This is a genomic window from Paenibacillus sp. 79R4, assembly GCF_013393165.1.
Classification (GTDB): domain Bacteria; phylum Bacillota; class Bacilli; order Paenibacillales; family Paenibacillaceae; genus Fontibacillus.
On sequence record NZ_QJOT01000005.1, the window covers coordinates 1 to 14,232 of the forward strand.

At 43.8% G+C, this 14,232-nt stretch carries 18 protein-coding genes; all 18 read right to left on the bottom strand.

Annotated features, from left to right (window positions below; translation table 11 throughout):
• Positions 1–367 precede the first annotated feature (367 nt).
• The 18 genes from DMN77_RS07945 to DMN77_RS08030 all read right to left on the bottom strand — a co-directional run bounded on the left by DMN77_RS07945 (position 368) and on the right by DMN77_RS08030 (position 14,232).
• A complete protein-coding gene (locus DMN77_RS07945) occupies positions 368–571 on the bottom strand; it encodes a YqaE/Pmp3 family membrane protein (protein WP_179014329.1) in 204 nt (67 codons plus the stop codon).
• Between the two features lie 67 nt (positions 572–638).
• Positions 639–1,178, bottom strand: coding sequence for a kinetochore Spc7 family protein (locus DMN77_RS07950; protein ID WP_179014331.1), 540 nt, complete (start codon positions 1,176–1,178; stop codon positions 639–641).
• A gap of 68 nt (positions 1,179–1,246) precedes the next feature.
• Positions 1,247–3,283 carry a bactofilin family protein gene (locus DMN77_RS07955; RefSeq protein ID WP_372775575.1) on the bottom strand — a complete coding sequence of 679 codons (2,037 nt, stop codon included), beginning with the start codon at positions 3,281–3,283 and terminating at the stop codon, positions 1,247–1,249.
• Between the two features lie 12 nt (positions 3,284–3,295).
• On the bottom strand, positions 3,296–3,664 hold the full coding sequence (locus tag DMN77_RS07960; RefSeq protein ID WP_179014332.1) for a DUF6711 family protein: 369 nt from the start codon (positions 3,662–3,664) through the stop codon (positions 3,296–3,298).
• Positions 3,665–3,675: 11 nt separating this feature from the next.
• Positions 3,676–6,291, bottom strand: coding sequence for a phage tail protein (locus tag DMN77_RS07965; RefSeq protein ID WP_179014334.1), 2,616 nt, complete (start codon positions 6,289–6,291; stop codon positions 3,676–3,678).
• On the bottom strand, positions 6,200–6,601 hold the full coding sequence (locus DMN77_RS07970) for a hypothetical protein (protein ID WP_179014336.1): 402 nt from the start codon (positions 6,599–6,601) through the stop codon (positions 6,200–6,202). Before DMN77_RS07970 ends, DMN77_RS07965 begins: the two co-directional genes overlap by 92 nt.
• Before the next feature lie 74 nt (positions 6,602–6,675).
• Positions 6,676–7,053 (bottom strand): DUF6096 family protein, encoded by a 378-nt coding sequence (locus DMN77_RS07975; RefSeq protein WP_179014338.1) that lies wholly within the window; start codon positions 7,051–7,053, stop codon positions 6,676–6,678.
• A gap of 51 nt (positions 7,054–7,104) precedes the next feature.
• Positions 7,105–7,527, bottom strand: a complete 423-nt coding sequence (locus DMN77_RS07980) for a phage tail tube protein (protein WP_179014339.1) — start codon at positions 7,525–7,527, stop codon at positions 7,105–7,107.
• A gap of 16 nt (positions 7,528–7,543) precedes the next feature.
• Entirely contained in the window at positions 7,544–7,897 is a 354-nt protein-coding gene (locus tag DMN77_RS07985; RefSeq protein ID WP_179014341.1) for a hypothetical protein, read from the bottom strand.
• Positions 7,897–8,445, bottom strand: a complete 549-nt coding sequence (locus tag DMN77_RS07990) for an HK97-gp10 family putative phage morphogenesis protein (protein WP_179014343.1) — start codon at positions 8,443–8,445, stop codon at positions 7,897–7,899. The genes DMN77_RS07985 and DMN77_RS07990 overlap by 1 nt, the downstream gene beginning before the upstream one ends.
• Positions 8,445–8,801, bottom strand: a complete 357-nt coding sequence (locus DMN77_RS07995) for a hypothetical protein (RefSeq protein WP_179014345.1) — start codon at positions 8,799–8,801, stop codon at positions 8,445–8,447. Before DMN77_RS07995 ends, DMN77_RS07990 begins: the two co-directional genes overlap by 1 nt.
• Positions 8,798–9,109: a phage head-tail connector protein gene (locus DMN77_RS08000; RefSeq protein WP_179014346.1), complete on the bottom strand. Its 312-nt coding sequence runs from the start codon at positions 9,107–9,109 to the stop codon at positions 8,798–8,800. Before DMN77_RS08000 ends, DMN77_RS07995 begins: the two co-directional genes overlap by 4 nt.
• A complete protein-coding gene (locus DMN77_RS08005) occupies positions 9,060–9,281 on the bottom strand; it encodes a hypothetical protein (RefSeq protein ID WP_179014326.1) in 222 nt (73 codons plus the stop codon). The genes DMN77_RS08000 and DMN77_RS08005 overlap by 50 nt, the downstream gene beginning before the upstream one ends.
• 10 nt (positions 9,282–9,291) lie before the next feature.
• Positions 9,292–10,188: a phage capsid protein gene (locus DMN77_RS08010; protein WP_179014348.1), complete on the bottom strand. Its 897-nt coding sequence runs from the start codon at positions 10,186–10,188 to the stop codon at positions 9,292–9,294.
• A 15-nt stretch (positions 10,189–10,203) separates the two neighbouring features.
• The gene (locus tag DMN77_RS08015) at positions 10,204–10,818 is read right to left on the bottom strand and encodes a DUF4355 domain-containing protein (RefSeq protein WP_179014350.1); all 615 of its coding nucleotides are present in this window, start codon (positions 10,816–10,818) and stop codon (positions 10,204–10,206) included.
• A 212-nt stretch (positions 10,819–11,030) separates the two neighbouring features.
• Positions 11,031–11,318, bottom strand: coding sequence for a hypothetical protein (locus DMN77_RS08020; protein WP_179014352.1), 288 nt, complete (start codon positions 11,316–11,318; stop codon positions 11,031–11,033).
• The gene (locus DMN77_RS08025; RefSeq protein WP_179014353.1) at positions 11,319–12,863 is read right to left on the bottom strand and encodes a minor capsid protein; all 1,545 of its coding nucleotides are present in this window, start codon (positions 12,861–12,863) and stop codon (positions 11,319–11,321) included. It abuts the gene before it with no gap.
• The gene (locus DMN77_RS08030; RefSeq protein ID WP_179014355.1) at positions 12,847–14,232 is read right to left on the bottom strand and encodes a phage portal protein; all 1,386 of its coding nucleotides are present in this window, start codon (positions 14,230–14,232) and stop codon (positions 12,847–12,849) included. The genes DMN77_RS08025 and DMN77_RS08030 overlap by 17 nt, the downstream gene beginning before the upstream one ends.

The following is a 14,232-nucleotide window of genomic DNA, read 5'->3' on the forward strand; positions in this document are numbered from 1 at the left end:
TTTCTCTAGCAAATTGTTCAATTCTCTTGAAAATTGATCGGCCATTAATTGAACGGCTTGGGTTGTATGCTGCTTTGTCAAAAGCAAATCACGCTCAAGCTGTTCGATTCTCTTTTCAAGGTGTTCCGTCTCACGTCTAACGATTTCCTTTACCTGTTGTTCATCCATTCTTCCTTCACCCTTTTCTTCCGATTTTCAAATAGAGTAACGACACAGCGACTATAATTAGCAGCCACAACCACCAATAGGCTATTAGTCTTTCGCCTTCCGTCATATGGATCATGTCGTCAATAAACTGTTTCAATTGGACATCACCCTTTCCGGGCATATTAAAAGGCCCCTCCATTGGAGAGACCTTTGATAGATTTTAATAACCTCGACTACGATCAATAGCTCTGATTAATTCCTTATTACGTTTATCTGCTTTGTGACTATTGACGATCACAAGCGCATGAATTACTCCTGGAATGTAACCCAAAATACAAAGTAGAATGTTTAATAAAAATGAACCTGGTTTACCGCAGAACAAGACTGCAAGTGGAGGTAGCAGAAAACATAAAAAATAAAGCATTATACACACTCCTAATAACTGGTTTAATTGTGTATATAGTACCATGTAATATTAGTATGTGTAAGCCCTATTTTTCAAGCTCCGCGATCTTAGCGTCGATCTCGGCGAGTTGCTTTTGGAGATCACCTAATTCGGATTTGTATTGTTCAAGTTCTTTGGTTCTCTCATTCAGAAATTCGGTTTTCTGATCTCTTTCTACCTCATTAATTGCTCCTTCTACTCTATCTTTCGCTCTTGGAATCACATCAGTTTCATATTCATTGATTGCTGTTTCAGCCACTTTTAACTTATCGAGCAGCGCATTTTTTTTAATATTTAGTTCATCATAAGAAGATGAAACTGAACCGCTAGTATCACCCAGAATAATCACCTTCTTTTTCGAATCTACAGTCAATGGTCTATTAACTGCCTCCGACATGGCCCTTACTGGAACGTAAGCCGAACCGTTTAACACTGCTCCTTCGGCTACCTTCTCACCGTTTGGCTTTTGAACTGTATAGATGCCTGTAACCTTAGCTCCGAAGATACTTTTTACTCCATCAGCAAAAGCCGGGATTGCCCCAAACAATAACGCACTAACAATAAACCCCGCTATAAACTTTTTCAAAGCAAACACTCCCTAAGGTAAAATTTTCTTATACCTATTATCGGTTATGTTCGACAAAAGTTTCAAGTTTATTTTGGGATGTTCACTTGGGCAAGTAAAGAACCTCCTTGGCTCCAAAGTTTTAAGTTTCTTGTAGTATTGTCAAAAGTAAGATTTATAGCCAGTCTATCTAATGCCGATCTGATTGATTCTCCTTCATACGTGGATCTGAAGGTGCTCCAACTTGGAACTGTTACGCTGTTATACCCACGAAGATAGATATTGCTGAATTCTGCCGTCAGAGATGATGATCCGTCTAATAGCAAACCTGTTCCTGAGCTTGGAAGGCTCATTGTTGCGTATGAACCTCCGTTTGAAAACCGCATTTCGGAAAGGTAATTAGATCCCGTTGATCTCATTTCAATTCCTGTGTTGCTTGAGGACCACACAGAGAACATTCTGTTTGAACTGCTCATTTCAGCTCTTGGGTAACCACCGGATGATGTCATGATCTCAGAGCCTATAATAGTTGAAGCTGTAATAGTCCCTGAGAATGTACCATCTACCCCAACCAGTGTTCCTGTAAAGGTTCCTCCGGCAGCAGATAAATTCCCCTTGAACGTGCCGCCAGCTGCGGATAAATTACCGCTAAACGTTCCCGTTGCAGCCTGAAGCGAACCTGAAAATGTACCGTCCACGCCCTGTAGCGTTCCGGTAAACGTGCCCCCGGCAGCCTGTAAGTTGCCGCTAAACGTACCGTTTGCCGCTTCTAAATCACCTGCAAACTTAAGTTTCTTGGCCTGAGCATCTAAGTATAGCACTCGTTGCCCATTAACTTTCCAGTCCATTACGTCCGAGTTCCAAATAACTTCAGACAATCCATCTTCACGGTTGAGTTGAAACCCATTTTCACGAGAAAATCCCACGCCGTAGTACTGACGTCCAAGCTTTACAGCCTCCCGGTTCATCCGGTTAATTTCTTGCGTAATGGTACCCGGCGTAGGAAATTCAGATTGCTGGTCGCTGATGGAAGGACTTTGCATATTAAGGACTAATCCACCACGATAAGTAAAGGACTGGACTAGGATAGTGGTTTGATGCCTATATTTCCCATCCCATGGGAAGTGTGCATCCTGCCATGGGATATCCGCGTCCTGCCAAGCCATTGATTGAGTCTGTTCAAACTGAACTACGTCCCCAGGATCTAAATGCGGATAACCTCTTGAATCCATCTCCATAGGCATATAACTGAATCCGTTTAATTGTACAAGTAAAGCGTTAGCCATGGCTTGAGTAGCATATGGATTATCTACATATAGCGTTTCAGCCTCGCTACCATTTCCAGCCTCATAATGAATACCGTCTTCACCGTCATACTGAACTACTACCCGGCGATACGTTCTTAGCGGATTGGTTAACTTGGCCCGAAAATAATCAGCTTCGGTCATATCAAATTGACTTGATTGATTCGCCATGAATCTTTTAAACCGAACTACTCCATCGCGGCCCATATAGACGCTTGCTCCATTGGCTGAGGCGATGAATCCCATTACCTGCCGCATCGTGAAGCCTGCTGGTCCGGCAGGTATCTTATAATTTGGATTTATCACTACGCTACTATCAAAGGTGTATCCAAGTCTGGTACATATCTCATTCCAAACGGCCTGCATATTTGCTGGGTAGGTTAAATTTGATAAAAAGGCCCCATCCGCTAGATAGAGCCTGTCAAAACAAGTATATACCCATATGTTTTTTACCCGTTCCCGACTATCCACATAAAACTCACCCATGGGAATCCAGCCTAAATTACCGCCATTCCAGGGAAAATTAGCTTCTTGCCAAGGTATATTCGCTTCTTCCCAACTTAAACTCCCTGTATCCAGAGCCAAATACGGAATGATTTTTGCATTAGAAGGTAATTCCTTCTGTAATTTCAGCTTCATTTCAAGCTTACCGAGGTTCACGGTTCCAATCTCAAACGCATCCCCGCTTGTGAGACGCCGATCAATTGTAAAGTCCATGACAACATCACGGCCATAGTCTACGCCTTCTATGTTTACTTTCATGTCCCAAGTAAGATTACGGCGTCTCATAAATTGTATATAGGATGCAGGTATTGTCCACACATGACCACCTCCTTACTGCTCAGTAAGCGTAAATTGTACTCCAGACCACCATAGAGTACCGTCAAAATCCTCCAACGCTACTAATGCGGGACGATCTCCCACATAAAAACTCTTAGTTTCATACTTGCCTGTCATAGGATCGGGATAGGTTACATTCACATACTCGTCCTTTACCTGTTGAAGTAAAGCCGATGTTGTTTTCCATGGTAACGCAGAAAAACTCATTTGAATTTGTCTTTTTACTGCTATGCGACTCCTGGTCATGGTGCCGTCTGTGGTGCGTCCAGACGCCTCTCCGTCATCGAGGTCAAGCGTGGTGACTGTAAAGCCGTCAGGAGCAGGATAAGCCGCTATTTCTGCCCCATTTATCTTAATTTCCATCACACATCACCTCACAATGAAATAGCAGGACGTCCAGTTTGTCGTTGGAAATCATTCATATATCCAACCGCTGCTCTGCCTACTTCATCGCGGCCAATGACAACAGTAGCCCCATCCTTAACCGCTTGAATAAGTTGTTTTAGCAATGCGTTGGTTTCCTTATTGTCACCACCGCCGCCCGCAGCCGGGTTATAACGCTTCGGCACAACCGCCTCGCCTTCATGCAGATAGGCAAGGCCATCACTGGCAACATAGTTTGTACCTACCGCTAATCTCGGAATTTTTGGGATGCTGAACCCAATAGTTCCGATATCATCAGGAACTCCGGGTATTTTACCGACCCATTCAGGAACATCAATCTTGATTTTGTTGAGTTGCTGTATTAAGAAGTTGATTGCATCAATGATAATGTTTACCGCGCCTTTAAGGATGCCAACAATACCATCCCATATACCGGAAAACACTGTTTTCACACCTTCCCAAGCGCGCTTCCAGTCACCCGTAAATACCCCAGCGATGAAGTCCATAAGTCCACCAAGCGCCTTTATAATCCCTTTGGTAAAGTCAATGACAGCACCTATCGCAGTAACAAGGACGCCTCCCAAGAAGGTAAATACCTCCGAAAATGTTGGGCCAAGTGTCTTAACCAACCAGTTGACAATAGGAAGTATAAATTTATTGAAAATGTCCAGAGCCGCCGAAGCCAGTTTGCCTACAAAGTTTCCTACTTCCTCTACTAGACCCTTTAGATGTTTATCCCAAAGCTCCTCAAGCTTTTTGAGCATATTGGTAATAAAGGGCTTAAGGAAATTATCCCAGAGGTTGCTCCAAAGATTTTTAATTCCGTCAAGTGCTTCTTTGAGTTTATCGACGATTTTTTTGCCCCACTTATCCCACCACTCATAAACGATGTCCATAGTGTCCTGGATAATTTGGGAGACCAGTTTCATAGCTGGATCCACCGCATCACGCCAGATATCATCAAAGATTTGTTTTACAAGATCAAACATTTTTCGGAAAATCTCCTGAGCTCCCGTAACAAACTCTGATATTCGTGGCAGCCCTTCGGTGACAAACTTATCCAAGATGGGGAAAACGGCCTCCCACAAGCTGGCTACGACTTTTTGGGCACTGTCCGATAAACCAGCCCAAACATGGCCCGCTAATTGGATGCCTTCTTGCATGTTTTTAACTAAGTCTGTTTTAAACCATTCACCCAAAGGTGCGCCCAAGGACTTAACATCCTCAAACATGGTTTTGAACTGCTCTTTCCAGCGATCCAGGGTCGGGGAAATTTCACTCCATGCCGATTGGAACGAGGGGCCAAACGTTTTAACCGTCCAATCCCATCCAGATTTAACGCCCTGCCAAGCTTTATCGAACGTAGACTTAACGCCTGCTGCCAACTTGTCCATTTTTGACTGAATACCATCGATATCCATGTCTGGCATTTGCATAGAAAAACCGTCATCAGCTCCACCGGAATCCTTATCAGAATCTTTGGAGAAGTCTAGGGTGTTAAGTTGGTCAAAACTCGCCATAGCAAGCTTTGCATCCTTCCCCGACTTCTTGGCGGCCTTACCATAGCCAGCCATTGCTTTTCTAGCCGATTCCAGCCCTTTTGCAGCATCATATGACTGTTTGTACGTCTTTCCAAACAGGGCACTAATAAAAGCTGCTATATAGGCCGTAATCTTCGCCAAGGCATTCATAAAGGCGTTAATGGCTGGCAATATGGCTTGGTAGATTGGCTGAAAAGCGACACGTAAGTTCGTTTGGATGGCATTAAGAGACGCTGCATACTGTTCATTGGTTTTTAAGCTATCCCCAATATACTTGCTTACTCCACGGATGGCCTTGTAAATCAAAGCAAAGACCAGTACCTGTTTCGCAATCCGTTTAAATGCGGATACAAACTGGTTACTGGTCTTTCGTGCATTCTTGCCCGTTTCCTTAACAGCCTTATCAACTTCCTGGACAGCCGTTACTGTTTGCTTAGCTGGCTTTATCGGTACTATCATGAGTTTTTCCATGGATGATCTTGTACTATCTGCCCGCTGCTCTAAGCTGATTAATGTACCTTCGGCTTTCGCAATACTCTGCTGCAATTTTTGATTTCCGCCCGAAGCATCCAGGTCAGCCATTTTGTTGCCGACTTCATCAGCTTTAGCGATTAAATCTGTCAACGACTTCTCTACCTGAGAAATCTCCTCAGTCATCATATCGGCATGGACAGGACTCATTGCCTTGGCCTGTTCAGCCTTCATTGCTCCTAGCTTTTCCGTTGTGCTGCGAATCTGTTCTTCAAGGCTATAGCTTTCTTTCTCTAATGCCTGCATTTGTTGTTGAGCTACAGCGGTTAGATTTGCTTGTTCAGCCTTAAGTCCGGCTATCTTTTGTTTCTGTAGTTCAATTTGCTGATTTGTATTAGCCAGCGATTCACTTAGACTCTTCATTTTGTTACTAGTGTCAGCGGCTTGCTTACCTTGGGTATCTACAGCGGCGGTTACATCACGCGCTGCCTGTTCAGCACCTTTAAACCGATTCGTCACCGCCGCCATCGCCTTCTGTAGGCCGTTGGTCTTGGCCGTGATCAGCACTTGTAGTTCCTCGATCGTTATTGCCACGTTTTTTCTCACCCCACTTTCTGCGGGCGGCAGCGTACATTTCCATACGCGCCTTCATGATGCGCCAGTCTTGTTGCCTGAAAGGTTTCTTCCCTGGCTCTGCTGGTACTATCGTTTGTTCCGAATCGTCAAAAAAGCCCGGAAATGCTTTTTTGATATCAGGCACCTTTTGTTTAGATCCTAATGATTTAGAGACCAAAACAGCCGTTAAGCCAGCTTGCTGGTAAGCAATAACTGCACGTAGTTGCATCTCTTCTTTCCGTTGCTTCTGCTTTGCAGCAATAACCCTCTCCAACTCCCACGGCGTCATATCCCAATAGTCATTCCGGTCTATGCCAATTTCCAAAGCTAACGGGAAAAGTTCTTCGAAGTAATCAGCTAAACTTATAGGATTAGATCGTTCTCCGGTTCCTCCAGCGCTTCGTTCTCCGCCGTATCCAGCACCGGATCGCTCTTGAAAAAACCTGATACTTCAAAAACCTCCATAATAACCGGGAGTAGGTCTGTATAGGAATTACCTGCATCGAGGTAACGTTCGTAGATGCGGATAACATCCTGCGCGGTAATGCCATGTTGGAACTTCGTCATGGACGCTTGAATTACAGCCAAGGAAGCAGTCAAAGTCGGCAGCTTCCCTTCCTGAATACCCATAAGCAAATCCATTGGGTTTCGGCCCAAACGTTTCTCAAGATTCATTGAGTCTGAAACTCCCAATCTCAATTTGTACTCCTGTCCATCCACTCTCCAAGTTGCGTGTCTCATTTAGTCATTCTCCTTTCAAATTAAAAAGCGCCCCGAGAAGGGAGCGCTTAATTAAGGTCCTGTTGGATTAGTTACTTCAAACTCGCTTTGCAGCATCATACTTGCGGTAAATGTTAAAGCTGCATTCACTTCACCGGAATCTATCTTGACGTTTACGAGTGCTGTGAAGCCCCACTCTGTGCCATCCGGGAATACAACCTTAAAGTCTACAGGCTTGCCATCTTCCTGCATTCCGCGCAAAATACGGAAGTTGCTCGTTGCTCCCTCATTGTCGTACAAAAACTGAAACTCCAAATCACCTGGGTCCTTAATACCAGGAATGTATTTGCGAACACTGTCCTGAAGTGTGGTAACCTCAACCTGTTCCGGGTCTCCACCAAGTTCAGGAACGGACATCAGATAATCAATCCGTTCAAACGCAGATCCTTTTTTGTATTGCAACTCCGTATCTTTAGTAAGTAAGCCTTGTGCCATTTATTTCACTCTCCTTTTATTGTGTTACACGCTCGCTTCGAGCATCAACAACACCACGAAAACGCATTGTCTTTCGATTAACACCGGATGGGTCTGAAATATCAGCAGACATCTGACGCCGAAAACCAATACTATTCATTAAAATGTTAACTTGCTGCGCTATAGCGCCTGTACTTCTCTTGCTCCACACATCTACCTGAACACTAATTTCGGTAAGCAACCCCGGCAAAGTTGGTTTATTCTCACTATTACTCAACTCATAGAAGCTGATTAGTGGTAAAGTTGCAAAAGACTTCGGATATTCACCAACAACTGTTACGTCTGGAATAGTCTCTAGTAGCGTCAGTATCTGCGGTTTAACATCATACATCAAGCACCACCTCCGAGCCGCTGTAATGCTTTATTCAGGTGTGCAGCAATCACCTTTGGGACATCGTCTTTACGCGCCTGAGTTGCTGGATACATATAAGGTTGTGGTTTCATGCCTCTTGTGTAGTAAAAAACTCCTTCGCCAGTTTCGACCTTGAAAAAGTGATATTTTTCAGCGGTTGCAGCATCAATTTGAGATTCATGTATCCACCAACCATCTTGGCGATATGTTATTTTACTGCGTAAATCCGGCGGCAGATCGGCGTTATTTGCCTGTCCAACCGGGCCTGTACCAAACTCAACATATGGAGCATGTTCAAGGTTGGTGAATACACGGCCCTGTATTGTGTTGGCGTCTACATCCTTAACTTCTTCCTTGATGCTATTTTGCAATTGTCCATCTCCAACTGGAGCATTGTCCTTAGCATCGCCTTGTATTAACTTGGTTCCCTGCGCCACACCAGTTCTCAATTCTTTTTTTACATCGCCACCAAGACGGTTAATCTTCCGTAGCAAACGGTCCATATTCTTCATGCCGCCTCTAGCCATCAGATCACCTTCTCCAGTTCAATAACCACATGGCGCCAGCCTCGTATAGCCACTATTTTGTAATCGGGCTCCGAATCATGAGGAGCATAAACACACGCCCCGAATCCCTTCTTTTGGCTGTTATACTCTTCAAGAATCTTCAGCGATTCTGGTGTGAACTCACAGTACATGACCATGATATAACCAAGTCGCTCGCCGTATTGTTCAGCCATAACCTTGCCGCCAGCAGGTTGTAAGTTGCCTTTGATCTTAAGACTATCTTGAGACCATTCCTCATAAGGCGTACCGTCCGGTTCTTTCATGGGTATCCGCTCTTTAAATACAACTTCCTTCTGATCTCGCTTAATCAGCCTCATTGATATGTCACCAACTTAGCAAGGCGCTTTTGCAGGATAGAGTCCTGCAATCCTTTAGGTAGATCATCAAAACTGCGACTTATACCACCCTCGGAATGGCTGGACTCTCCCTCTACGCCTTGTTTGTTGTAACGGATAACGGATATTTGACGCTGTGTAGAATCTAAGGTTACAGGCAGTTCAGTGCGGTTAGTCCATGTTAAAAGATCAGTTTCAACATCATCTAGCAGTAATTTAAGTTCATCATCTTGACTATCGTCACTCTGCTTTATCCCCAGTTGAATCTTCAGCTTTTGTAGTTGATCCACCTTTTCCATCACCGTCCTGTTGAACACGCTCCAAGAAGGTTCCGTCCCACTTTTTGAGATTGGCAATGGCTTGGTCAGCTCGCTTCACTGTCATTTCAATCTCCTGACCAACCTCGTAGATAACCTTCGTTTCTTTGTCTCTAAACTGTTGCAAGACTTTGTAAGTAGCCACGCCTTACACCTTACCCTTCTGGAGTGTTGTCCTTATTTACTTTAACAACCGCCTTTTTATTATCGTCTAGGATAAACTCGCCTGCTTTTCCAGCACCCTGCAACGCTACGCCGTCAAAATCTTCTGATTCGATCGCGCGTGCTGTGTTGATACCTGTAAACGCTCTACCCACATTTGTGATGTAAGCATAAGCGACGTTATTACCTTGCAGTTGCGCATCTGGCACTTGTTGGATGACAAACCCTTTAAACATTGGCAGATTGTTGTTGTCGATATTAACAGCAGAATGCTTGCCCGATGTCATTAGCGGATGGTCCACAATAGCGTTATAAAGCTCTGCATTAACCTTGGCGACCTTTGTGCCGACTGCTTCGATGTTTAAAAAATACTTGGACAAGTCATTGAACAATGCTAGTATAGCGTCGTTGGTGTAGCCTGTTAGTTGTTTTGTATACCCTGCAACACTTGCAATAAACTTGCTGTGAGCTTCGTTAAATTGTTTCATTTTTGCTTGTGCTTGCAAGTCTAAACGGTCTGCAATAGCTGACTCCATCGCGTTATTAACTGTAAAACGGTCAATACCTTCATGGTATCTCCATCCCCATGTGTAAGGCACGTCTGTATCTGTGTAGATGATTTCTTTACGCTCACCAAAGCGGCTAGAGTTAGATGTGCCCGTCCCAAAACCAACATTAGGGTCTGTGATGTATTTATCACCAACTACTACAGGAATATCAGATGTTTTAAGGGAGAAAGCTGTAGCATTGTGTTGCACCCCGTCTAATACTTCGATACCACCACCGAAAAAATCTCCAAAATAAGCTTGCGTACGGAAAACCGCTTGCAAAAAATCCTTAAATTGTTTTTGATAGCTTCTAGCTGTTTGGTTATTGTTATTTGTTGACATGTGTCATGCTCCTTTTTATTTATATTTTTTCAACCGCTCTGTGAATGGGTCTGTCACGCCAGTTGCACCAGCTCCAGATCGTGGTGTTTCGCCCCTTAGGCGTTCATTTATGCCATTTTCGACCGCTTCTCTAAACGCTGTTTCAACCGCCGCAATACTAGCATTTGTTTTGTCTGCGTCTGTATAGTCCAATATCTCTACCAACCCTTTTGGCAAGCCCTTTTCTGCTAGTGTTTCTAGTGCCGTTGCACGAAGCTCCCTACGTGTAATGTCTGTTTCACGTTGTTTTAATGTACTTTCTCGTTGTTCTTGTTCATATTGTGCTTTTTGGTCAGCATTCATCTTTGCGAGCTTTTCGGCCTCAGTCTTGGCAGCTTCGAGCTTGTCTTGGTATTCTTTTTCCCATTTAGATTGTGCCTTGCCCAATCGCTCACCTAAAATGCGATCAATTTCGGTTTGTTGTTCTGCCGTGAAGGTAATTTTGGTGCCAGCGCCTTTACCTTCAGAAGAATTGTTTTCTCCGTCTGCTGCCGCTCCTCCATCACCACCATTCGCCCCACCATCTCCGCCTGTGTCAGCAGCAAATAATTGCAGATTCATGCGTAACGGTCTATTTAAAAAATGTGTCATTGTATACCTCCCGATTAACGCCCGTCGGCTATTTCCATGCAGCTTTTAATGTCATCGGCACGTTTTGGACAAAATTTATTTACGCTTACGACCAAGCAGATTCAGAACAACCAACGTTAAACAAATAATCAAAGTGATTAGTACGCCATCGGACATAAACACCACCCCATTTCAGGCATAATAAAAGCACCCTCATAATTCGAGAGTGCTTATTAGATCAACTTATTCGCTTTTTCATAAACCTCTTTGACTTTCCGTCTGAACTGTATTTCATCTAACAAATCTGGTTCACCTAGTCTTGCTACCTCGTCCGCCTCATAGTTTGCGCATATATCAGGTAATTCGTCATTCAGCAATGCGGCTAACGGTTTGTTATCTCGTTCCAGATCGGTGTAGGCATCCGCCAAGTCATTCGGGAAATCAAACGAAAATTCCTCGGCGTCTGTAACGCCATCCACAAAGAGCCTAATTCTATTCAATATGTCTGTCACGGCGGACACTTATAACGCCTCCCAATCTGAACGGGCTTTAGCCCTGGTTACTATACTGACTATCTCTCCGGTATCAGACGCTTGAACCGCAGATAATCCGTTTTGGTAATATACCAGTTTTCCATCTGGCTGCCGATAATTAGGTGATTGACTAAGCAGCGACTTAACATCTTCTCTGGCAAATGATACTTTACCTTTTCCTGTTTTCGGCCCCTCAACTCGGTTCAGAGCGTGAATTGTAAACTCATGCCCGCTCTCTTTGAAATATCGGTAAGTATCACGTAGCCGATCTTTGTATGCATCTGAGTAGTGGCCATCATTAATCTTGCGAAATGTGTTAACCTGACGTTTTAGAGCGGCCCATCTACCAGGGTTCAAATACTTCACATCCTGGAATGAAGAAAAACTAGAGCCTGTATCTTTGCCAACAAGTTCCTTATACTCATTATACTGCATTTTGTCGGTAGATTGGTTCTTAACCATCTTTTCCATTGCTGCAACCCTGTCAGTACCATGTTGGTTAGCTAGTTTTGCTCTCCACTCTTTGTACGTGATTCCCGGAGGCAAGGTTTCAAGCTCTCCAGTGATCGGATTAAGCGCTCTCCGCTGTAGTCTAGCCTCGACATCAGCGTCAAGAATAGCCCGTGTTGTTGATCGACAGAATGGATGCATACTTGGCAGATTTACACCCGCTCTTGCTTCAGACACAAGAAATATTTGTCCGTCAAGATCTTGGCATATATGAGAAGTACGCATGTCCAGGGTAGCAACAAACATGTATTTATCAATCTCAGCCTCTTTGTAGGACTCTATCTCTGCTGCATTAGCCATGTAAGTCGCTTCCGTCCGTATTAGTCGAGACGCAGCAAACTTACCAACTTCCATACGTGCAGCCAACTGGTTCGCCATTTTCTTGTAGCTTATACCCGATTCAAAGCCACCCGTAACGACTTCAATAACCTGTTCAGCCAGCCTATCTGTATTTTTCCAAATACGCTCCGAGAAGTGTTCTCCAGACCATGGATTTCGAAGTATCTCTTCGACCGTCCTCGTTGAAAGTGATGCAAACTCAAAGGCCACGCCTAAGCCACGCTGTAGGTCAAACATGGAATTGTAATAAGCTTGGTCCGTAACCCTGGTAAAAGTGGCTGATGACTGAGTTACTTCCGCGTCCATTAGAATCTTTGACTTGATGTAAATATCCATCCTCAAAGCTACTAAACGGTTTATTCTCGCCGAATATGCAGGACCATTTAAGATATTAAGAAGTTTCCGTCTTATTTCTGGGTTCTTGACTTGCTCATATTGTGCTTTGATTGCTTCCCACTCTGCCCGTGGTACTGGACTATTTAATAACGCCATTGCTTCAGAACGCGTTAATCGACTGTCCTTAACATACTTTTCGAAGATCTTCTTAATGCTTCTGTTTATGTCGCGTAAAGCTTTGTCATAAGCCAGGTTAACTGAATGTATCGTCTGTTCTGCCTGGCGGTGATACTCGGCCATTCGCTGGTTTGCCCGACGATCCCAATAGGTGTTACTCCGCTGCAACATCGTCCTCACCTGTTATGCGGTCATTCTCATCAAACGGCATACCGAATGCGGATTGTTGTAGTTTTAAATCCTCTTTCTTTTGAGCCATCAGTTTCTTGTCTTCTTCTTCCGGATCGTCAACAAAGGAGAGTCGGCCAGTTAATGTTTTTCTACTAACATCATTGCTGAGTAGTGAGATCATGTTAGCCGTCTCCATATCATCTGCTGGAAGGTTACGCGTCATTGTTATCTTGACCTTACTCACATCAATGGATTGCGCTTTAACCTTCATTATTTGACCAAACATTTCAATCCGTTCACGTAAACCCTGCTTATAATAACGCTCCTTGGTGACTGCTAATTGTTCAAGTCCGAAAAGCTTATACTTCATAGCCACGCCAGATGCATTAGCTGCGAAGTTCTCATCTGTTAAATCAGGCACCATCGAGAACTCGTGAATGTCTGATTTAATGGCGTTACGAAGTATTTCAACTTGCCCTTCATCAAGTTGTTTGATTAACCAATTTGCATCGGCGCCTTCCGAAGGCATTTCCAGGACCTTCATTTCCTTGAGTAGCTTAATAGTTCTGGATGCTTCATCTGTGTCATCTCCAAAACTCATGCCTGTTATCTTTAATATTGCATCAACCAACTGCTCCTTGTCATTAAGCCGATCGCTAGCCAAAGTGTTGTATGCATCAATGAGCGTCAACACACCTTCGAAGTCGCCCATTTGTTCTTCATTATTCCAGAACTCAACTACTGGAACTGCACTCCAATAGTGAGGTTTACTATCCACTTCCTTATAGCCATTTGTTAAATCGCTAGTGTCGTACTCCGTAATCGTATTCCCCGTATATACAAACACTTTGTAACCGTCTTGAGATCCATCAATGTCCATTTTTTTGTAATAGTGCACTCCGAACATTGACTTGTATTCTACTGTGTCATCTACTACTAAGAATATCTGACGAGGGTCGATGCAAGTCACCTTTGGCACTGGCTTATCATCCGAACTGAGATAATAAAGTTCTAAACCAATCCCGAATATAGACAAGTCCTTTCCTATCTCACTATCGTGTGATGACATATCAAGATTTTTATAATGTTCGACGATCGTGTCGACATTATCATACTTGACCGGATTACCAAGTACATATCCTACGGCAATATCCGTAATGTATTTTGCATGGTTAGCCACCAGTTTGTTATTCGGTAATCCAGTCTGACTCTCTGGACGTTTGAGTATCTCGTGCTCACCTCGATAATATTCATCAAGCTTTTCAAATCTGCCCAAACTATTCTGATGTTCTTTGACACAAGAAATAAGCAACTCGATCGGCACTGAACCGTCGGATGCCATAAATGACCTATCTCGTATAATTGCCAA